Source organism: Ekhidna sp., assembly GCF_965247405.1.
Taxonomy (GTDB): domain Bacteria; phylum Bacteroidota; class Bacteroidia; order Cytophagales; family Cyclobacteriaceae; genus Ekhidna.
Genome location: NZ_OZ252014.1, coordinates 1,064,138 through 1,083,524, shown reverse-complemented (window position 1 = coordinate 1,083,524; position 19,387 = coordinate 1,064,138). Strand labels below are relative to the sequence as shown.

At 41.3% G+C, this 19,387-nt stretch carries 17 protein-coding genes and 1 tRNA gene; 13 read left to right on the top strand and 5 right to left on the bottom strand.

Going from position 1 to position 19,387, the window contains the following annotated elements; all coding sequences use genetic code 11:
• The first annotated feature begins 7 nt into the window (after positions 1-7).
• The 7 genes from miaA to ACP14Y_RS04710 all read left to right on the top strand — a co-directional run bounded on the left by miaA (position 8) and on the right by ACP14Y_RS04710 (position 8,463).
• Complete coding sequence (gene miaA, locus ACP14Y_RS04740) at positions 8-922, top strand: tRNA (adenosine(37)-N6)-dimethylallyltransferase MiaA (protein ID WP_424961821.1); 915 nt, start codon at positions 8-10, stop codon at positions 920-922.
• Between the two features lie 34 nt (positions 923-956).
• The gene (locus ACP14Y_RS04735; protein ID WP_424961820.1) at positions 957-2,237 is read left to right on the top strand and encodes a hypothetical protein; all 1,281 of its coding nucleotides are present in this window, start codon (positions 957-959) and stop codon (positions 2,235-2,237) included.
• A complete protein-coding gene (locus tag ACP14Y_RS04730; protein ID WP_424961819.1) occupies positions 2,237-3,244 on the top strand; it encodes a Gfo/Idh/MocA family protein in 1,008 nt (335 codons plus the stop codon). Before ACP14Y_RS04735 ends, ACP14Y_RS04730 begins: the two co-directional genes overlap by 1 nt.
• A complete protein-coding gene (locus ACP14Y_RS04725; protein ID WP_424961818.1) occupies positions 3,237-4,076 on the top strand; it encodes a hypothetical protein in 840 nt (279 codons plus the stop codon). The genes ACP14Y_RS04730 and ACP14Y_RS04725 overlap by 8 nt, the downstream gene beginning before the upstream one ends.
• Positions 4,069-4,881, top strand: coding sequence for an N-acetylmuramic acid 6-phosphate etherase (murQ, locus tag ACP14Y_RS04720; RefSeq protein WP_424961817.1), 813 nt, complete (start codon positions 4,069-4,071; stop codon positions 4,879-4,881). Before ACP14Y_RS04725 ends, murQ begins: the two co-directional genes overlap by 8 nt.
• 183 nt (positions 4,882-5,064) lie before the next feature.
• Positions 5,065-7,785: a TonB-dependent receptor gene (locus ACP14Y_RS04715; RefSeq protein WP_424961816.1), complete on the top strand. Its 2,721-nt coding sequence runs from the start codon at positions 5,065-5,067 to the stop codon at positions 7,783-7,785.
• A gap of 84 nt (positions 7,786-7,869) precedes the next feature.
• Positions 7,870-8,463: a hypothetical protein gene (locus ACP14Y_RS04710; RefSeq protein ID WP_424961815.1), complete on the top strand. Its 594-nt coding sequence runs from the start codon at positions 7,870-7,872 to the stop codon at positions 8,461-8,463.
• Here ACP14Y_RS04710 and ACP14Y_RS04705 read toward each other — a convergent pair.
• Entirely contained in the window at positions 8,456-9,268 is an 813-nt protein-coding gene (locus ACP14Y_RS04705; RefSeq protein ID WP_424961814.1) for a ParA family protein, read from the bottom strand. The genes ACP14Y_RS04710 and ACP14Y_RS04705 overlap by 8 nt on opposite strands.
• A gap of 84 nt (positions 9,269-9,352) precedes the next feature.
• Positions 9,353-9,970 carry a SprT-like domain-containing protein gene (locus ACP14Y_RS04700; RefSeq protein WP_424961812.1) on the bottom strand — a complete coding sequence of 206 codons (618 nt, stop codon included), beginning with the start codon at positions 9,968-9,970 and terminating at the stop codon, positions 9,353-9,355.
• 103 nt (positions 9,971-10,073) lie between these two features.
• On the opposite strand from ACP14Y_RS04700, the gene ACP14Y_RS04695 reads away from it, so the two are divergent.
• A complete protein-coding gene (locus ACP14Y_RS04695) occupies positions 10,074-11,219 on the top strand; it encodes a T9SS type A sorting domain-containing protein (RefSeq protein ID WP_424961811.1) in 1,146 nt (381 codons plus the stop codon).
• 3 nt (positions 11,220-11,222) lie between these two features.
• Here the strand turns inward: ACP14Y_RS04695 and der are convergent, their stop codons facing one another.
• From der to era, 3 genes are all read right to left on the bottom strand, one after another.
• A complete protein-coding gene (gene der / locus ACP14Y_RS04690) occupies positions 11,223-12,527 on the bottom strand; it encodes a ribosome biogenesis GTPase Der (RefSeq protein ID WP_424961810.1) in 1,305 nt (434 codons plus the stop codon).
• Between the two features lie 106 nt (positions 12,528-12,633).
• A complete protein-coding gene (locus ACP14Y_RS04685) occupies positions 12,634-14,478 on the bottom strand; it encodes a S41 family peptidase (RefSeq protein WP_424961809.1) in 1,845 nt (614 codons plus the stop codon).
• A gap of 15 nt (positions 14,479-14,493) precedes the next feature.
• On the bottom strand, positions 14,494-15,378 hold the full coding sequence (era, locus tag ACP14Y_RS04680; RefSeq protein ID WP_424961808.1) for a GTPase Era: 885 nt from the start codon (positions 15,376-15,378) through the stop codon (positions 14,494-14,496).
• A 31-nt stretch (positions 15,379-15,409) separates the two neighbouring features.
• Between era and ACP14Y_RS04675 the strand changes: the two genes are divergently transcribed.
• The 5 genes from ACP14Y_RS04675 to ACP14Y_RS04655 all read left to right on the top strand — a co-directional run bounded on the left by ACP14Y_RS04675 (position 15,410) and on the right by ACP14Y_RS04655 (position 19,238).
• Positions 15,410-15,853: a YybH family protein gene (locus ACP14Y_RS04675; protein WP_424961807.1), complete on the top strand. Its 444-nt coding sequence runs from the start codon at positions 15,410-15,412 to the stop codon at positions 15,851-15,853.
• Positions 15,854-15,899: 46 nt separating this feature from the next.
• Positions 15,900-15,972 (top strand) — tRNA-Met (locus ACP14Y_RS04670).
• A 189-nt stretch (positions 15,973-16,161) separates the two neighbouring features.
• Positions 16,162-16,581 carry a transposase gene (locus tag ACP14Y_RS04665; protein ID WP_424961088.1) on the top strand — a complete coding sequence of 140 codons (420 nt, stop codon included), beginning with the start codon at positions 16,162-16,164 and terminating at the stop codon, positions 16,579-16,581.
• On the top strand, positions 16,506-17,444 hold the full coding sequence (locus ACP14Y_RS04660) for an IS3 family transposase (RefSeq protein WP_424964422.1): 939 nt from the start codon (positions 16,506-16,508) through the stop codon (positions 17,442-17,444). The genes ACP14Y_RS04665 and ACP14Y_RS04660 overlap by 76 nt, the downstream gene beginning before the upstream one ends.
• A gap of 186 nt (positions 17,445-17,630) precedes the next feature.
• Positions 17,631-19,238 carry a tetratricopeptide repeat protein gene (locus tag ACP14Y_RS04655; protein ID WP_424961806.1) on the top strand — a complete coding sequence of 536 codons (1,608 nt, stop codon included), beginning with the start codon at positions 17,631-17,633 and terminating at the stop codon, positions 19,236-19,238.
• The last annotated feature ends 149 nt before the right edge of the window (positions 19,239-19,387 follow it).

Below are 19,387 nucleotides of genomic sequence, written 5' to 3'. Positions count from 1 at the left end.
ACAAAAGATGGCTATTTCGAGCAAACCTATATTAATATCTATCGTTGGCCCTACGGCGGTTGGGAAAACAGATTTATCCATTCAATTGGCGCAATGGCTGGATACGGAAATTGTGTCGGCTGATTCGCGACAGTTTTACCGCGAGATGACGATTGGCACGGCTAAACCTTCAGAGGAAGAGCTTAAAGCAGTAATACATCACTTTATCAACTCTCATGCTATTACAGAAATGTATAGCGCTGGAGAATATGGAAGGGATGCTGTTAAAAAAATCGAAGAACTGCACAAAAGGCATGATACGGTAATAGCGGTGGGAGGTTCCACACTTTACCTGAAAGCAATCTGGGATGGATTTGATGAAATGCCTGAAATCGATCCATCTATACGGGAAAAATTGAATGTGGAGTTTAAAGAAAAAGGACTTGGGTCACTATTAGAAGAATTGAAGCTAGCAGATCCTATCTATTACGAGCAGGTGGATAAGAAAAATGGTCAGCGGATTATTCGGGCGCTGGAGGTAATCAGAGGATCGGGTAAACCCTTTAGTTCATTCAGACAAAAGCAAACTGAGGAAATGCCCTATGATCATTTGAAAATTGGTTTGAATGTGGAGAGGGAAGTACTTTTCGATCGGATCAACCAAAGAATGGATTTGATGATTGAGCAAGGCCTTTTTGAAGAGGCAGAAGGGTTGTATCAATACAGGGATCATAATGCATTGCAGACAGTAGGCTATACTGAAATATTCGGGTATATGGATGGCGAGTATGATAGAGAGGAAGCCATAAGACTGCTCAAAAGAAATAGTAGAAGATACGCCAAGCGTCAATTGACCTGGTTCAGAAAGTATGAGGACATTCATTGGGTTGAGCCAGGTCAGACTGATGAGGTAAAATCACTGATTGAAAAAGTACTTTCCTGAGAAGGAAGATTTATGTTGATTTGCGAATCGTTTTATGGATTCATCCCGCAAAATTTTAATTGTTACCTATTACTGGCCGCCTAGTGGTGGAGTGGGTGTACAACGTTGGATGAATTTTGCCATTCAACTAAAAAAAAGAGGATGGGATCCGTGGGTTCTAACGCCAGAAAATCCACAATTCGAGATTAAAGACGAGAAGCTACTCGAGCGAGTTAAAGATATTCCGGTAATCAAGCTGCCTATATGGGAACCATTTAATTTATTTCACGCGCTAACGGGAAACAAGGACCGGAAAAATGTGCAACAGGGTTTAGTGCTGGAAAAGTCCGATAGATCATTAAAGGATAATTTGATGATCTGGATTCGAGGAAATTTACTCATCCCCGATCCCAGGGTTTTCTGGGTTCGACCTGCGGCGAGGCGAGCAATTGACCTGATTAATAAGGAGGGATTCTCTACCATTATTACCACAGGACCACCTCACAGCATGCATTTGATTGGTAAGCGGGTGAAGAAAAAAACCGGGATAAAATGGATCACTGATTTTCGAGATCCGTGGAGCAAGTGGGATGTACTTGAGAAATTGAAAACTTCTTCTTTAGCATTGAGCATACATAAAAAGCTAGAAAGCTCTGTACTTGATCTCGTTGATTATGGGGTTACTGTAAGCGAACGACTAGCAGAATCACTTGGAGGAATGGAGGTGATTCATAATGGCATTACCACTCACAATCAATCAACATCAGCACCCAATTCATCACACTTCACTATTGGCTATTTTGGACTCCTAAACGAACTGCGAAACCCTCGTCAGTTGTGGCATCTGTTGGATCAGATGTGTAGGGAAAATCAGGTTTTTGCCAACAAGCTCCGCATACTGATTGGAGGGATAGTTTCTGAGTCGATAAAAGCTGAAATAAACGAACTCAATGAACTGAAAAGTAAAGTTGAATTTTTAGGATACCTTCCTCATGAGTCCATTCAGGATGAATATCGAAAATGTGACGTCTTGCTTCTTTTGCTCAATAAGTCATCTAACTCTGGATGGATTCTTCCTGTTAAATTCTTTGAATACCTGGCAGCAGAGCGAATGATTTTGGGTCTGGGAGAAAGAAAGAGTGACTTAGGAGATCTGATGAATGCAAAGGATGTGGGAGAAATATTGGCATATTCAGAAATTGACTCAATCAGAGGGTTTTTAGAAGATGTGTTCGAAAATGAGCGTAGACCTAATGCTGAGGATAGAGCCTCACTTTTGAAAAGGTTTTCTCACGAAACCCTGGTTGATAAATTAGAGAAACTGATAATGAAATAATGGATAAGATACGAGTTGGGATTATAGGATGTGGACGTATCGCGCAGAGGCATGCTGGCCATATTGAAAGACTAGGAAAATTAGTGGCCGTGTGCGATGTGGATGGGTCAAGAGCAAAATCGCTTGGAGAGGAATATAGTGTGCCGTCGTTTACCTCCAAGAGTGAATTTTTGGAGGTGCAAGACATGGATGTGGTGGCAGTTTGTTCACCCAATGGACTTCATGCCGAACATTCCATATCAGCTTTAAAAGCCGGATTTCACGTACTTTGTGAGAAACCTATGGCCCTTACATCTTCCGATTGCGAGGAAATGATTAAAACGGCAGAACGCTCTAATCGAAGATTATTTATTGTCAAGCAAAATCGATTCAATCCTGCCATAGAGGCTGTAAAAGAAAAAATTGATGCAGGTGATTTTGGTGACATTTATTCCATCCAGCTCAATTGCTTTTGGAATCGAAATTTCGCCTATTACCAAAACTCCGACTGGAAAGGAACAAAAAAAATGGACGGAGGTACGCTATTTACTCAGTTTAGCCATTTTATCGATTTGCTCTATTGGATGATAGGGGATGTAGAGGAAGCGTCGGCACTCATTTATAATTATGCTCATCAAGAAGTTATTGAGTTTGAAGATACTGGAGTAGTATCGTTAAAGTTTAAGAATAGTGTGCTTGGCACGATCAATTACACGGTTAATGCATTCGCTAAAAATATGGAAGGTTCCATTACTATTTTTGGTGAGAAAGGAACGGTGAAAGTTGGAGGACAATATTTGAATAAGTTGGAATATCAATCCTTTGAAGGTGGAGAAATTGGTGAATTGAAAGCTGGAAATCCTGCAAATGAATATGGTGAGTACCAGGGTAGCATGAGCAATCATGATAGGGTATATGAAAACCTGATAGATGTACTTCAAAAAGGGGGAAGTATTGCCACTAATGGACTAGAAGGACTCAAGACGGTTGAGATCATCGAAAAGATTTATAAATCCGCAAATGGCTGAATCTTTCATAGTAGGCGATGCAGGGGGTACCTGCACTCAATGGCGTGTGGTAAATGGTGAAAACATCAAACAATTTGAAACCATTGGATTTAATGCCTACACGCACAATGTTAACGATCTGAAAGCGAGTGTCTCCCGTACATTCGGCAAAGAAATAGAAAAGGGAATACCTACTTATTTTTATTCTGCAGGAGTAGATACTGATCAGCAAGTTGAGGAAGTTAAAAAGAAGCTCAGTGAAGTTTTTGGCAATAACATACAGATTGCAAATGATCTGTTAGGTGCAGCAAGGTCCCTTTGTGGGAAAGAAGCTGGAAATGTCTGTATTCTTGGCACGGGATCGAATGCATGCTACTATGATGGACAATCGGTGAATAGAGTGAGTGCCTCCCTCGGATATGTTCTGGGAGATGAAGGAAGTGGTGCATATCTGGCAAAGAAAATGTTGGCCCGGGTTTTCCGGGAACTGTTTTCTCAAGAGATTATTGATCTTTTTCAAAAGCAATTCGATCTTACCTCCCATGAGGTTATTCAACGTATCTACCATCAGCCTAAGCCAAATCATTTCCTGGCTTCATTTGCCACATTTATCTATGACAACAGGAATCACCAGGAAATTCATCAACTAATCACTCAGTCTTTCAACGATTTCTTTGATGCCTTTTTTCACTCTTCTGAATATCACAGTTTGCCATTCCATTTTTCAGGCTCAATCGCATATTATTTTGCAGACATTTTGCGAGAAGTAGGAAACGAGAGAGGATTTTTGATTCGAAACATCGTGCAATCACCCATTGCCGGATTAGTTTTATACCACCAAAATCATGGCTAAAAAATCACTTACCGAATCAGATTCAAACTACGATCATTTGGAAAAAATGACGGTTAGTGATCTATTGAGCAATATCAACAGAGAAGATCAGACAGTTGCTATTACAGTAGAAAAGTGCATACCACAAATTGAAAAATTAGTGCTAGACATTGTGCCTCGTATGATGGACGGGGGTAGGTTATTTTACATTGGGGCTGGCACGAGTGGTCGTCTGGGCATTGTGGATGCTTCAGAGTGCCCGCCAACCTTTGGTGTCTCCCACGATTTGGTTATTGGAATTATCGCCGGTGGTGATCGAGCGATACGTAAGGCGGTAGAGTTTGCAGAGGATGACCCAAAGCAAGGATGGAATGATTTAGAATCTCTAGGGATCAAACCAAAAGACACTGTCGTTGGTATTGCAGCTTCAGGCCGCACACCTTATGTAATTGGAGCTGTTAAATCTGCCAGAAAAAACGGATGCCTGACCGGTTGTATTACCTGCAATTCAGACACAGAGTTGGCCAGGGTTTCTAAACACCCCATCGAAGCGTTGGTAGGGCCTGAGTTTGTTACCGGTAGCACACGCATGAAAGCGGGAACCGCTCAGAAATTGATTTTGAATATGATCTCAACTTCTGTAATGATTCATTTGGGTCATGTATCTGGGAATAAGATGATAGACATGCAACTCAGTAATGAAAAGCTGGTAGAGCGTGGTATTCAAATGTTAATGGAAAAGCTGGATCTGACTGTTCAGGATGCGGAGACACTGCTGAAAAAACATGGCTCTGTTAGAGCCGCTCTTCAGGCACATTTAGGTTAGTTTTTAACTTGCCCCTTATTTTGTTAAATTGAATTTGAGAGTTTTGTAGAAACGCAAAATTTTCTTTGTTAAGAAACTATTAAATGTTGGCAGGGAAAATTTAAACGTAAAAAAATATCTATTAGCACGATAGATTCTACTTTTGTGAGGCTTTATTAAACCAAAAAAGAAAAATTAGAAAGCATGAAGAAAATTTTACTAACTGTTACGCTAGTGCTCAGCGGGTTTCTGATGATGGCACAAGGCGTAACCGGAACGGTTACCGACGATGCTGGTGAAGGACTACCAGGAGCTACAGTACTTGTAAAAGGCACGCAAAATGGTGCAATTACAGATGTTGATGGAAAATTCACGTTGAATGTACCAGAAGGTACTTTGTTGGTTGTGTCTTTTATGGGATTTGAATCTCAAGAAGCCACAGCTTCCAATGACATGGAGATCACTCTTCAGCCAGGAACTAGTATCCTCGCAGAGGTGGTAATTACTTCTAATGTGATTGATGTTGTGAAAACTAGAGAAACGCCAGTTGCTGTTTCATCAATTTCACCAGCAGAGATTTCCTTAAAAGTTGGAAATCAGGAATTTCCTGAGATCATGAATAGAACACCTGGTGTCTATGCTACTAAGAATGGCGGTGGATATGGTGACTCTCGATTGTCTTTGAGAGGATTTGATCAAAGTAACACCTCTTTTCTTATCAATGGACAACCAGTAAATGACATGGAAAATGGCTGGGTTTACTGGTCAAACTGGCAAGGCTTAACAGATGTTGCTTCCGGAATTCAAATTCAAAGAGGACTTGGAGCATCTAGACTTGCTGTACCATCTGTGGGAGGAACGGTTTCAATTTTCACAAAGGCTGCTGAGTTGGCTGAAGGTGGAAAGGTTGCTCAGACAATTGGTAATGATGGTTACTTGAAATCCACAGTTAGTTATTCTACTGGAAAAAATGATAATGGATGGGCAGCATCTTTCCTATTGAGTAGATGGCAAGGTGATGGCTATGTATACAATACGAAAGGAGAAGGATGGACCTACTTTGCAGCTTTTGGTTATGCACCTGAAGGATCGAATCATGAGTTTAATTTTTCTGCATTGGGAGCAGGACAATGGCATCATCAAAGAGATGCGTGGGTATCCATTCGAGATTATCAAAACTTTGGATCTGATCATAAAGACGGGATAGACAGACGATGGAATACCAATGGTGGAACACTTAATGGTGAGGAATACAATATGCGTAGAAACTTCTACAATAAGCCATTATTTACCCTAAACTGGGATTGGGAAATCAATGAAAACCTATCTTTAGCTACCTCACTTTATGCTTCTACCGGTCGCGGAGGGGGTACTGGACCAAGAGGTCAGAATTACTTCAATAGTGATATAGATATTCTTCCATTCAATAGAGATCTAACTGAGCATTATCTTGAAAATGGGGATGGTACGAGAGATTCAAACGGATTTATTGATTTTGATGAGATTGTAAGAATTAACAGAGAGACAACTTCCGGTTACAATGGTCCATTATCTGCTTATTCAGGATACCGAATTGGTTCAAATGGATACAATAGTGATAATGTAAATAATGCTACTCTAATCAGAAGAGCTTCCATGAATTCACACAACTGGTTCGGAGGCATCTCTACATTAGATTACGAATCAGGTAATTTCCGATATTCATTAGGGTTAGATCTGAGAAAATACACAGGATATCACTACCGAGCATTGAACGACCTACTTGGGTTAGATGGATATTTCTCTACAGGAAACGACAATACATTAGGCCTTATTCTTGAGCCTGGACATAATATCCAAGCCTCTCCTTTCAGAAATACTGGGATAAGTGGTCCGAAAATAGATTATTATAATATTGGATATGTAGATTGGCAAGGGCTTAACGGGTTAGTAGAGTATAGTGGTGATGCGATAACTGCTGTAATTCAAGCAGGTGTGTCCAATCAAGGATTCAAGAGAGAAGATCTGTTTGATCAGATAGGTAACCCGATTTCTGAGCAAAAAAATCTAACCGGAGGATACCTTAAAGGTGGAGCGAACTATAACCTTAATTCAGCAATGAATGTATTCTTCAATGCTGGTTATATTTCTCGTCAGCCACTATTTGATGCTGTTTTCCCAGGATTTGCCAATGATGTGAATCCTGACTTGCAGAATGAAAAAATCACTTCGGTAGAAGTAGGTTATGGTTACTTGGGAAGATATTTGACTGTAAACTTCAATGCGTACTCAACTACCTGGGGTAACAGATTTATTTCTGAAAGCTTCCCGGTTTCATCAACTCAGTCGGGTACTGCTCAATTTAAAGATGTTGATGTGCTACACCAGGGAATTGAAATTGAGGCGACATACAGACCAATCGATAACCTTAAATTGAGAGGTATGATGTCTGCTGGTGATTGGAGATACACCAAGGATTTTACAGCTGCTATTTTTGACGATAGCCAAAATGAAATCGGCGAAGTGACTCTTTATCTGGATGATGTAAAAGTGGGCGATGCTGCTCAATTCACAGCCTTCCTATCTGCAGAATATACGTATAAATCTTATAGTATGGATCTGGCATATAGGTTTGTTGATGGTCTTTATGCAGATTATAGCATTACTGATTCAGAACTTACTGTTCAGGATAATCAAGGAGCACTTAAGCTTCCATCTTATGGACTTTTTGATCTGGGAGCTACAGCAAGATTCGAACTATTGGGCACCAATGGATCATTTAGGTTGAATGTAAATAACCTATTTGATAAAGTATATATAGCTGAGTCCAATACCAATATTCACACAGAGACTGGTTCTCAAACGTGGGAAGGAATTGATGTTAGAAACTCAGTGTGGTTCGGATTTGGAAGAACCTGGAATGCTACACTAAGCTTCAACTTCTAAGCACAATCGATATTAAATTTTAAAACCCCTGACGATTTCGTCAGGGGTTTTTTGTTTCCTGTCTTCAAATCTACCTTTGCACCGATGCATACCATTACACCGTACGAGCGCTGGAACCAATTCTACAATTCCAGCTATGACGATCGGTCACCTTTTGCCGGTAAGGAGTATAATTATGATATCTATTCGGAGAATATCTATGGGTATTATATTGATCCGGCCTGGGATTTTTTTGGCTCAGAAACCCTGTATATCAAAATTATTTTCGTTGACTACCAGCTGGGGTTTGCGGTCATAGAAATGATTGGAGAGTGGAATGATGCACTCAACAATGATATTATGCAGCTGAAGAGAAACATTATCGAGCATATGGTTTCTTATGGCATCAACAAGTTTGCGTTGGTAGGAGAGAACATCATGAACTTTCACGGGAGCGATGATTGCTATTATGAAGAGTGGTTTGAGGAAGTAGAGGATGCCCGCCCGGATGAGGTCGGAGGGGGATGGATCGCTGGTATCAACTTTCAGGATTTTATTGTTGATGAAATGAAAATTTACAACATCGACAATTACATCAATATGTCAGGTAGCCTTCAAATTGAAAAGTGGCGTACCTTGCCTCCACTTCGTTTTTTTGAGCTGGTGAATGGGTTGATTACCAGAAGGCTTGCTATTTAGATACCGCCTGCTTTTCCAGCTGTTCCAGTGCTGTTGGTAGATCCATTCGATTCATCCGAGCTATTACCTCATCACTCAATTTCAAAAAGTCCTCAGCAACATCACTTTGCTCTGTAAAAGAGTACAATGACTGACGTTGTTCATTGGCTTCACTCACCCTGATTGACTCACGAATACGTTGATCTAATATGAGATTACCAAGCTCTTGTTCTGCTTCACGTACGATTTTTTGATGAAACAATGTCTGCATTCTGAATTGATTAAAGAAAATTCCAAGAATATTAAGTGGCTTTTCTTTTTCAACTTGATTCAAGTATCCAAGTAATCTTTTGAATCCTGAAACAGAAAAAGAACCAGGCGTTGCGGGAATCAAAATGCCATCGATGTTAGCAATGAAAGATTTTACCGTGACACCAAAATGGGTAGGAAAATCCAAAAGTATGATGTCGTATTGATGCCGTATAGCAGACAGCAACTTGTAGAATATGATATGTCCGAATGAAATGAATTGTGTATTCGATTCCATCTCTGTCATATAATAATCGCCCGGAATCAAATGCAGATATGGGTGAATCTCTATTGGCTCAATTCGGGGTTGTTCATTGTGAAGAATTTTTTTAGACAGGGTAAAAAGTGTTGCGGTAGATGATGGCTCGCTGCTCAGTGCCTGAGTAAGATTGGATTGAGGGTCACAATCAACAACCAACACTTTGAAGGCACGGGACCATGAGTGCGCCAGGCTAAGTGTAGTGCTGGTTTTGCCTACTCCTCCTTTAAAGTTATATACCGCTATTGTCTGGGACATACTAATGTTTAGCCAATTTCCATTCAGCAGCGGTGATTTTTAAGAATGTTAAAATAGTAAAATAATTTCTTAAAATGATGCTATTTATGAATTTTCTTCCTTGGTGATATATTCAACCTCAGCTACCTCGGAAATCAAATATTTTCTTTTTGTGTTTATTTCCTGACAGACGGCACGTGTTCTTTTCTTTTCCAATTTAATGAAGACTTTACGGTTAAATGAGAAAGCTAATCCAGGCCGGATGTCTTTTAACAAAACCTTATTATTTGGTTCATCAAATTGCTTGAGTATCTGATAAAGTACCGGATCTGAGCAACTGGAAGCTTTAGGGTTTTTAAAATATGCTTTCAGCGCACTTAAAACATTAGGATGAAAAATATCTGCATTTAACATCGGAGTGGAGACCTGTTTAAAGCACTCTTTCCATTCTTTTCCGTGAGGTTGAATTCTTCTTCCGTATTGCTTGAAAGCCATCAGGTGAGCAACTTCATGGAGGTAGGTTACTAAGAAAGCAAATGGATTTAAGTCATTATTGACAGTGATGGTGTGCCTCTCAGTCTTGCGGTTGTATCGATAGTCTCCAAGCTTGGTTTGTCTCGCTTTTTTGATTTTGAACTCAAAGCCTAATTTTTCATAGAGTTTTACGCAATAACTCACAGAATTAAGAGGAACAAATTTCTCAAACACCTTTTCTGCTGTCACAAATAGTTCTTTTTCAGAGGTTTAAGTAATTAAAAAAACCAAAGCGGTTATTTGTGATTAACTGTAAATCTTGTATTTTCACCATTCATTACCGCCATTTGTTATGATTCGTACCGTTTTATCTACTACACTTCTTGGGATTTGTGTGTTGGCTATGGCTCAATGCCCAAGCTACACCACCACAAATACGCAAAGTGGTACATGTAACGAACCTGCGGGGAATATTACTTATTCCGGGCTAGGCAATATTACATTAACTGTAAATGGAGATCTTACAATTAATGGGAATTTTACTGTTCAGGGAGAAAATCTGGTCGTCAATGGCACCCTAAACGTAACGGGGGATTTCACTTCAGGAGCAGGTTCATCCGTGACAATTGGAAACGGTGGCACCATAAATTCAAACAGTCTTGCGAGTGGGCTAGGTGCCATTTTCACTGTAGCAAATGGAGGAACACTAAACGTGGTGAATGATGCCGGGTCAGGTCTGTTTGCTGCTTTTATTGTTGAAAATGGAGGTGTAGTTGATGTGGGTGGTGATTTTACTACCGGGGGGTTGGCAAATATGGTAATGGATGGCGTTATGGATGTGGGAGGAACATTCACCAACGCTGGAGGTGGATTTATGAGTGGGTCTGGTGATCTTACGGCTGGTAACTACGTAAACAACGGTGATGACTCAGGTTTTAGTGGAAATTACAATGGAGCTCCACTACCTGTCGTACTGGTTTCATTTAGCGGTGAAATTGACGGAGGGAAAGTGGTACTGAGTTGGCTTACTTCTCAGGAAATAAATAATGAAGGATTCGAAATGCAGAGGAGTAAGGATGGAGAGAACTTCAATAAAATTGGGTTTGTCGATGGGCATGGAAATAGCAATGAAGAGCATTATTATGAGTACACGGATTGGCAACCGCTACTCGACAGATCTTACTATCGTTTCAAACAGATAGACTATGACGGCCAATTTGAGTTTAGTCCCATAGTTATGATAGATGGGAAAGGGCTTACCAGTTCCCTGGAGGTCTTCCCAAATCCGACCTCAGGAACGATTCAAATTCGTGGATCTGTTGATAATGTCCAATTATTCGATCCAAGTGGAAGATCGGTTCTTTTTCTGGACCACATCACCAGCGCTGAAGCAGAACAAATGATTTCTAGGATTTTGGAGGCATCTCCGTCCGGCACATACACTATAAGTACTCAAACAGCTGGTTCGTTTGACCGTATCAGGCTGGTTAAAAAGTAGGTCTTATTTTTTTCTGAATACCATTTTTATTGGAACACCTCTGAAATCAAAGTGTTCGCGCATCCGGTTTGTCAGATAGCGTTGGTAAGGTTCCTTGATGTACTGAGGGAAATTGCAGAAATAAGCGAATGTGGGTGTTTGTGTCGGCAGCTGGGTGATGTATTTGATCTTGATGTAATGACCTCTGACAGCAGGAGGCGGATAGTTTTCGATCTCTTTGCCCATCAGTTCGTTCAACTTAGAGGTCGGAATCCTTCTAGATCTGTTCTCATAAACCTGCAATGCCAACTCTAGGGTTTGCATGATTCGTTGCTTATTTAGCACCGAAGTGAAAATGACCGGTATGTAATTCAGCGGTCCCAATTTTTCTTCGAGAAACTTTCTGTAGGTGTCAGCGGTCTTAGAGTCTTTATCCTGCAAGTCCCACTTATTCACCATCAGGACAATTCCTTTTTTGTATTTATGAGCCAGGCCGATAATATTCATATCCTGTGATTCCAGTCCCGTTTCTGCGTCGATCATCACGATGCATATATCTGAATCCTGGATGGCCTGAACAGCTCTTAAAACAGAATAGAACTCAATGTTTTCTTTTACCCGAGATTTCTTTCTAATCCCCGCAGTATCAGTAAGAATGAAGTCTTTGCCGAATAGGTTGTACCTGGTATTAATAGCATCACGTGTGGTACCAGCTATATCTGTCACGATGCTTCGTTCTTTGCCCACCAGAGCGTTTACGAACGAGGATTTCCCAACATTAGGTCTTCCAACTATAGATATGCGCGGAACATTCTCTTTCTCAATTTCGTCTTCATCAAACCCCTTAACCACTTCGTCAAGCAGATCTCCTGTGCCTGCCCCGCTGGCAGCCGCAATAGCGAAAAGGGGTGCATCCAGACCTAGCGAATAAAACTCATTGGATGCCAATAGTTTTTCCTGATTATCAGCCTTGTTGGCAACCAGGTAGATGGGCTTGTCAATCTCTCGGATCACATTGGCAAAATCCTGATCCAGCCCATGCATGCCTGTATCACAATCAACCATAAATAGGATCGCGGTAGCTTCTTCCAGTGCCTCTTTTACTTGTGTGCGGATTGCTCCTTCAAAAATGTCATCTGATCCCTCAACGTACCCACCAGTATCGATAACCGTGAATTTTTTACCGTTCCATTCGCCATAGCCATAATGACGATCACGAGTCACTCCGGACTCATTGTCCATAATGGCCTGCTTCTTTTCGATCAGTCGATTGAAAAGAGTGGATTTCCCGACGTTGGGTCTGCCTACTATTGCTAAAACATTGGCCATCAGCGCATTTTTTTATTAAAGTGCGAAATTAAAGCAAACGGTAGCCAAACCCCTAGTTTGCCTTTCAGGATTTATGCTGCTTCGTAAAATTGTGGAAGTTCAATATCTAATAGTCACCTCTGTCCAATGAATCCATCGGTAATGCCTCCATTTGTAAGGTGTCCATGCGTAAAGAATCCATACGCAGGGAATCCAACATTCTAAGAGAATCGAGGCGAGCCAAAGAGTCCAGTCTTCGCTTACGAGCAAGCTCCAGTAATCTGGCTATTTCTTTCAGTCTCTCGATCTCCTCTTTTGCAATCTCTATAGCTTTATCAAGTACCTCATCTTTACCTGAGCGGATGCCCTCTACAGTTGGCTCAACGGTCACATCTGGAACGATTCCCTTTCGTTGTACATTACTTCCATCGGGGTAATACACGCCTATCCCGGTCATAGAAGTATACAATCGATCCAGGATGGCGAATTTGGAAACATTGCCAATAGTACCTGCGGTCTGACTACCAACAACGGTCACATCAGGTGCTGTCTGCAAGCACATGGCTGCAAATTCTGTGTTGTTTTGTGTCTCATCATCGACCAGCAGTATCACATTGCCTTTGAAATAGTCAGCATTTTGGGAACCACATTGTTGTTCACCTTCCCAAAGGAATTTCCCAGGATAACTCAAATCTGGTTTTGTGAATTTGGCAAATACAGTATCAGATGGATTTAGATATTTTGAAATAGCCCGATAGGCCCCCCTTGAGTTTTTCCGGAGATCCAAAATGATGAATTGCTGATCATTTAGTTCCTGCATCATTTGATCTACATCACCGGAAGTTACCTGGCTCAAGTCTGCATAACCTACTGAGTCAGCCACTATTGACCATTTCTCCTTCGAACCACTGGAACTGTAACTAAGGTCAGAATACTTGTACAGATTGAGGTTAGCCGTTCTGGTGGCTCCATTTCTTTCAATTGTGACTTGTGGTGACTCCTGAATGCCCATAAACAGGGTGTGATAGATCATGCGATCTTTTATTGCTTCATTGGATCCCCAGATATATTTCTTGTTGGTTTTATGGATACCGATTGCTGATCGGCCATTGATACTTTTTATAACGTCACCAACTTGTAGGTCACTGGCCTGTGCTTTTGAACGATCAATGATTTCAGTAAATACCACATGGTTTTCGATCAGATCAAATTTTGCAGGCAGGTAATTGTTGTAAGGCATTTGATCTAGCTCTGGCGTTGACAATCCGGCATGGCTATCATCTGTTTTTACGATCAATTCCAGCATGGCTAAGTGAAATGCGAGTTTGGTATCTGCCTGCAGGAATTTCGGGATCATCTCCTTCAATACATCGTCCCAGTCCTGATCTGTCAGGTGTTTGTGGGGATGAAAATACTCAACGTAATTCCAGTATCTGAAAAGAGGGAGCAGTCGTTGATTAGGCTCTTTCCATAAGAAATTGTAATCCGGGCCTTCATTTTTAGGTTCAAATTGTCCCGCCTTTCCCTGACTTATATAAAAGTGATTGCCCTGAAATCTATTTCTTTCAATGTTTTTGAAAGTCTTTCTAAACTCATCAGAAAAGCGGCGGTCCTGCGTCCAGGAGAGGTCAAAGTTTTTGAGAAAGTGATTTTCCTGGTTCACATTTTTGCAACTAGTGCATGGTGGAACCTGGCCCATGTAGTAGATCCATTTAGATATATAGTCTGAAAATTCTGAGTAAGTCTGGTATTTGGCAGTTTTCTCGATGATACTTTGCAACTTCTCGTCCCAGTTGTAAGAGCCCTTCGCTACCAAGGGATGATAGTATTTTAGAAATCCCCAGATCTTACCCACATAAAAGAGGCGATCAACTTCAGACAGTTGATTCTCATCACTATGTGCTGTAATCGGTGCGAAAGAAGTATTGACGGATAAACAAAGTGCCAACAAGAGCAGAACGAAAGGTCGCATGAGTTTTAAAGTTGATTAGTAACCAAACTTACTCAACTTTCGCTCATCTTTTCGCCAATCCTTCTCCACTTTTACGAAAGTCTCCAAGTGGATTTTCTTTCCAAAGAATGCCTCCATGTCCTTTCTGGCTTCAGTACCAACCTTTTTAATAGACTCTGCTTTTTTGCCAATGATGATGCCCTTTTGACTGTTTCGCTCTACATAGATTTCCGCTTCGATGCGAATAATCTTGTCCTCCTCTTTAAAGCTCGTCACCACTACTTCTGAGCTGTATGGGATTTCCTGCTGGTAATTGAGAAAGATTTTCTCCCTGATAATCTCTGCACAAATAAAACGTTCGCTTTTGTCTGTGAGCTCATCCTCTGGAAAGTAGGCCGGGTGAGCGGGAAGGAGCTCCAGAATTCGATTGAGTAGTTCAGCCGTGCCATGTTGCTCCAATGCTGAGATAGACATGATTTCCAGATCGGGATATAACTCTTTCCAGTAGGCAGTCTTATCAAAAGTTTGAGATCCCTTGTTTTGGTCTGTTTTATTGATCAAGAATAGAAGAGGAGCCTGTGCCCGCAGGGCCATCTCTATGAGTTGTGGGTAGTCATTTTTATCTTCCAGGGCCACCATAAAGAGTATGATATCTGCATCGTCAAGGGCAGTTTGGACATACCCCATCATTTTCTCCTGCAGTTTATAAGCAGGGTCAATTGCACCCGGAGTATCTGAAAATACGATTTGATAATTCTCTTCTGTTAGAATGCCAAACATCCGGTGACGGGTTGTTTGAGCCTTGCTACTGGTGATGGCCAATTTTTCACCCATCAGCGCGTTAAGTAATGTGGACTTGCCCACATTGGGGCGGCCAATGATATTTACAAAACCAGCTTTAAAGTCTTTCGTTTCAGTCATCAAGTCAAAAAGTCATCTAAACATCAAAGCTATGAGGATAATCTTAACCATACTAACACTCGTCATTTTTAGCCATGCCAAAGCACAGGATAAGGAAGTGGAATCTATCAAATCTCAGGCAAAGCAATTTTCAGAATACCTGATGAAGGGTGATCGAGAGCAGGTGGTGGCGATGTACACCAGTGATGCGAAAATCTTTCCTGCTGATCGTGATATTTTGGAAGGGGAGCAGCTGGCAAATTACTGGAACCCGCCAGGTGAGCGTTCCTGGGAAACATCATACCATCGTATTACTCCGGTTGAAATTAAGGTTATTGGCAATGAGGCATACGATTGGGGGTATTATGAAGGCACTTCTACCAACGGGGAGCAAACGTCTGACTGGCGGGGCAAATATGTGATCATCTGGAGAAAGGTAGAGGGAGAATGGAAGATATATCTGGATATCTGGAACAGAATAAAATTGGATGATTAAAAACTTTTGGCAATCAAATAATTATTCCTAATTTTGCCGTCCACATCGCGGGATGGAGCAGTTGGTAGCTCGTCGGGCTCATAACCCGAAGGTCGGAGGTTCGAGTCCTCCTCCCGCTACTAGAAATAAAAACCTCAGCAAAAGCTGAGGTTTTTTTGTTTGGATATGAAAGAGGACGAGAAGTTTATCCTGACGAAGGAAGGAAGTCCTCCTCCCGCTACTAAGACAAAAGCCTCAGAGAAACCTCAGGCTCTTTTATTTGATAAAAGTGTCTCGTCCTGAAATAGCGTTACACAAAAGAATGTGTAATGAAGAAATATGTAAAGCGGACTCAGAAAGACTATAGTCTAACACTCAAGCTACAAGTAGTCAAAGAGATTGAATCAGGTGAGCTATCCACGAAAGCGGCTCAGCGCAAGTATGGAATCCAAGCCAGGTCAACAGTGATGAACTGGTTGCGAAAGTATGGTAGTTTTGATTGGGAGAATCAAACACCCTCCAACATGCCTAAAACACCAGAACAGAAGGTTATGGAGCTGGAAGCAAAAGTGAAGCTGTTAGAGAAACAGAAAAAGCTTCTGGAGCATCAGGTAGCGCAAGCAGATAAGAAGTCAATCATTTTTGATATGATGATTTCACTGGCAGAGAAGGAATATTCCATTCCTATCCGAAAAAACTCTTTACCCGAACAGTCGACCTCTACAGAGAACGATACGAAGAAAGCCTGACGGCTACCTGTAGACTGTTTGGGGTAAGTAGACAGGTTTATTACCGAGCAATTCATTCAAGAAAACGTAGACAAGCTACTGCTCAGAAAGTTATTGAGATGATCAAAGAAATACGCATAAAACAGCCCAGGGTTGGTACCAGAAAACTGTACCACCTTTTGAAGGGTGAGCTGATGGAGTTAGGAGTTGGAAGAGATCGGCTCTTCAGCATCTTAAAGGCTAATCACATGCTTATTGAACCCAAAAGAGGGTATCATGTGACGACTGACTCCCATCATTGGTTCAGAAAGCACCCTAATCTCATTGAAGAAATGACTCCAGTCAGACCCGAACAAATATGGGTGTCTGATATCACTTATGTTGGCAATCGGGATTATCCTATGTATCTGGCTTTGATAACCGATGCGTATTCAAAGAAGATTGTAGGGTTCAATCTCTCCGATTCATTGAAAGCAAGAGGGGCTTTGAAAGCTCTGAAAATGGCTGTCAAACAAAGAAACTATCCTAATCAACCGTTGATCCACCACTCAGATAGAGGCTTCCAGTATTGCTGCGACCAATACCAGCAAGCTTTAAAGCAAAACAATCTGGAATGTAGTATGACCGAAAGTTATGACCCTTATGCTAATGCTGTAGCTGAACGAATCAATGGAATAATCAAGCACGAGTTCTTACTTGATTATCAATTAAGCCTGACTGATATGAATCAATTAGTCAGGGAAAGTATTAATACATACAACAGGATAAGGCCTCATTCCTCTTGTCAGATGAAAACACCAATAGAGATGCATCAACAATGTGAAATAGAAATTAAAACCTATAAAATGAAAAAGAGTAGCAGGTCAATACCTACTACTCTTTAAACTTGATTTATTTTTATCCTAAACCTGTAACGTTTATTTAGGACGGGTCAAAGTGAATGAGTGGAGGTCGGAGGTTCGTTCGGTTTTTTTATGTCTAACGCCCTGATAGCTTAAGGATTTTTCTCACAATTATTCAGCTCAGCCACACGAATACAATAATCTCGATTCGTTTATTTTAGTGGTTGCATGAGGTCATTAATCGCACCGGTATTCTTATTGTTATCACTTACACTATCAGCCCAGGATCAGATAAAAGTGGATAGCCTGATCCAGGCATATGAGGGCGCTGAGTCCCTTCCGGATCGGATCGAAACACTGATCGAAATCAGCAAGCTCTACCAGCGAGAGAGCTATCAAAAAGCCATAGAATACGGGCAGGAAGCGTATGACCTGGCATCAACCAACAACCTGAACAAATATGAAGCAGAGGCCAGCCGAAACATGGCGGTCATCTATTATGCCATGGGTGACTATAAGAGTGCCACTGAAAACTACCTGAATGCACTGAAATATTATGATATAGCGCAAGACACGGCAGGGCTGGTGGTTATAAACAACAACCTGGGTGCGATTTATGACCGGCTTCAGGATTATGAAAATGCATTGTCTTATTTCTTTGAAGCCAGCGATCTGTTGAATCGAATGCAGCCGGATGAGCGGGTCTCCCTAAGGCGAGCATCTGTTTTCAACAACATTGGGAATGTATATCAGACCAAGGGAGAGATATCTTCTGCGGCTCAATATTATGAAAAAGCACTTTCCATTGCTCAGGAAGCTGGGATAGGTCAGGTGGAAGGCATTGCGCTGAACAATCTGGGTAAATTGTATCTCATGGATATTGGCGATTATGACATGGCTATTGAATATCTAAACAAAGGTCTCGAGGTTCGAATCGCGGAAGGGGATAAAGCAGAGATTGCAAAATCATACAACGTACTTTCCAGCTACTACCTCACTGTAGGTGAATTAGAAAAGGCCAAAGAATCGGTGGAAACATCAATAGCTCTCAGTCAGGAGATCGGATCACTGGAATCTCAGATTTATTCATATTCCACTCTGGCTGATATAGAACGTGAAATGAATGATTACAAAGCTGCACTGGATGCGTTTGTACAGTATAAGCAACTCAGTGACAGTGTTCAAAATCAAAATGTAAGTAGTGAGATCACCCAGCTACGGCTGAAATATGATTTCGAAAAAGCCAAACAAGCCAGGGAACATGAAGAAAAACTATCCCGAGATCGATACATTGCTACGATCATTATTCTCGGTGTGTGTTTGTTGCTTGCTGTGTTGCTTGCTGTTATCGTTCGTTTACGATCCAGGCACGTAGAGCTTAGGAGAAAAAATCTGGTACAGGATCTTGAATTGAAAAACAAAGAGCTCACTACCAATGTGATGTACCTCATTCGTAAAAATGAGCTAATCAATGACGTAGCAGAGCGTCTGCTAAAAATCCAGCCAAAGATCTTACCAGATAACAAGAAGATTATTCAGAGCATTATCCTTGATCTGCAACGCGAAGCAGATAGCGATTCATGGCATGAGTTTGAGTTGCGGTTCAATCAGGTGCATACGGATTTTTACAACAACCTTAGAAAAATCCACCCGGATCTTACACCGGCCGAAGAAAAGCTATGTGCATTTTTGAGGCTCAATATGAGCTCAAAGGAAATAGCAGCCATCACACAGCAAAGTGTGAAGAGTGTAGAAGTGGCCAGATCGCGCCTTCGCAAGAAGCTAAACCTCACCAATACGTCCTCAAATCTCATCACCTACCTATCCAGCCTGTAATCTCTCACATTATGCCTTTTAAGGCCTTTAGAGGCTCTTCCTTGTCCTTCATGTTATGGTTTTGTTAAGGAGGTGTTTTCACCTCATAGTGGTTATTCTATGGCTATTTCTTCTGCTGGTAGTGGAATTACTGTAGTCATGTATTTCAG

Excerpts from the sequence above, each read along its gene's own strand:
- ACP14Y_RS04725 (WP_424961818.1), top strand. The coding sequence starts at position 3,237 with ATGGCTGAATCTTTCATAGTAGGCGATGCAGGGGGTACCTGCACTCAA.
- ACP14Y_RS04705 (WP_424961814.1), bottom strand. The coding sequence starts at position 9,268 with ATGTCCCAGACAATAGCGGTATATAACTTTAAAGGAGGAGTAGGCAAA.
- ACP14Y_RS04675 (WP_424961807.1), top strand. The coding sequence starts at position 15,410 with ATGAGGATAATCTTAACCATACTAACACTCGTCATTTTTAGCCATGCC.
- murQ (WP_424961817.1), top strand. The coding sequence starts at position 4,069 with ATGGCTAAAAAATCACTTACCGAATCAGATTCAAACTACGATCATTTG.
- ACP14Y_RS04730 (WP_424961819.1), top strand. The coding sequence starts at position 2,237 with ATGGATAAGATACGAGTTGGGATTATAGGATGTGGACGTATCGCGCAG.
- der (WP_424961810.1), bottom strand. The coding sequence starts at position 12,527 with ATGGCCAATGTTTTAGCAATAGTAGGCAGACCCAACGTCGGGAAATCC.
- ACP14Y_RS04665 (WP_424961088.1), top strand. The coding sequence starts at position 16,162 with ATGAAGAAATATGTAAAGCGGACTCAGAAAGACTATAGTCTAACACTC.
- ACP14Y_RS04735 (WP_424961820.1), top strand. The coding sequence starts at position 957 with ATGGATTCATCCCGCAAAATTTTAATTGTTACCTATTACTGGCCGCCT.
- ACP14Y_RS04695 (WP_424961811.1), top strand. The coding sequence starts at position 10,074 with ATGATTCGTACCGTTTTATCTACTACACTTCTTGGGATTTGTGTGTTG.
- era (WP_424961808.1), bottom strand. The coding sequence starts at position 15,378 with ATGACTGAAACGAAAGACTTTAAAGCTGGTTTTGTAAATATCATTGGC.
- miaA (WP_424961821.1), top strand. The coding sequence starts at position 8 with ATGGCTATTTCGAGCAAACCTATATTAATATCTATCGTTGGCCCTACG.
- ACP14Y_RS04715 (WP_424961816.1), top strand. The coding sequence starts at position 5,065 with ATGAAGAAAATTTTACTAACTGTTACGCTAGTGCTCAGCGGGTTTCTG.
- ACP14Y_RS04655 (WP_424961806.1), top strand. The coding sequence starts at position 17,631 with ATGAGGTCATTAATCGCACCGGTATTCTTATTGTTATCACTTACACTA.
- ACP14Y_RS04685 (WP_424961809.1), bottom strand. The coding sequence starts at position 14,478 with ATGCGACCTTTCGTTCTGCTCTTGTTGGCACTTTGTTTATCCGTCAAT.
- ACP14Y_RS04710 (WP_424961815.1), top strand. The coding sequence starts at position 7,870 with ATGCATACCATTACACCGTACGAGCGCTGGAACCAATTCTACAATTCC.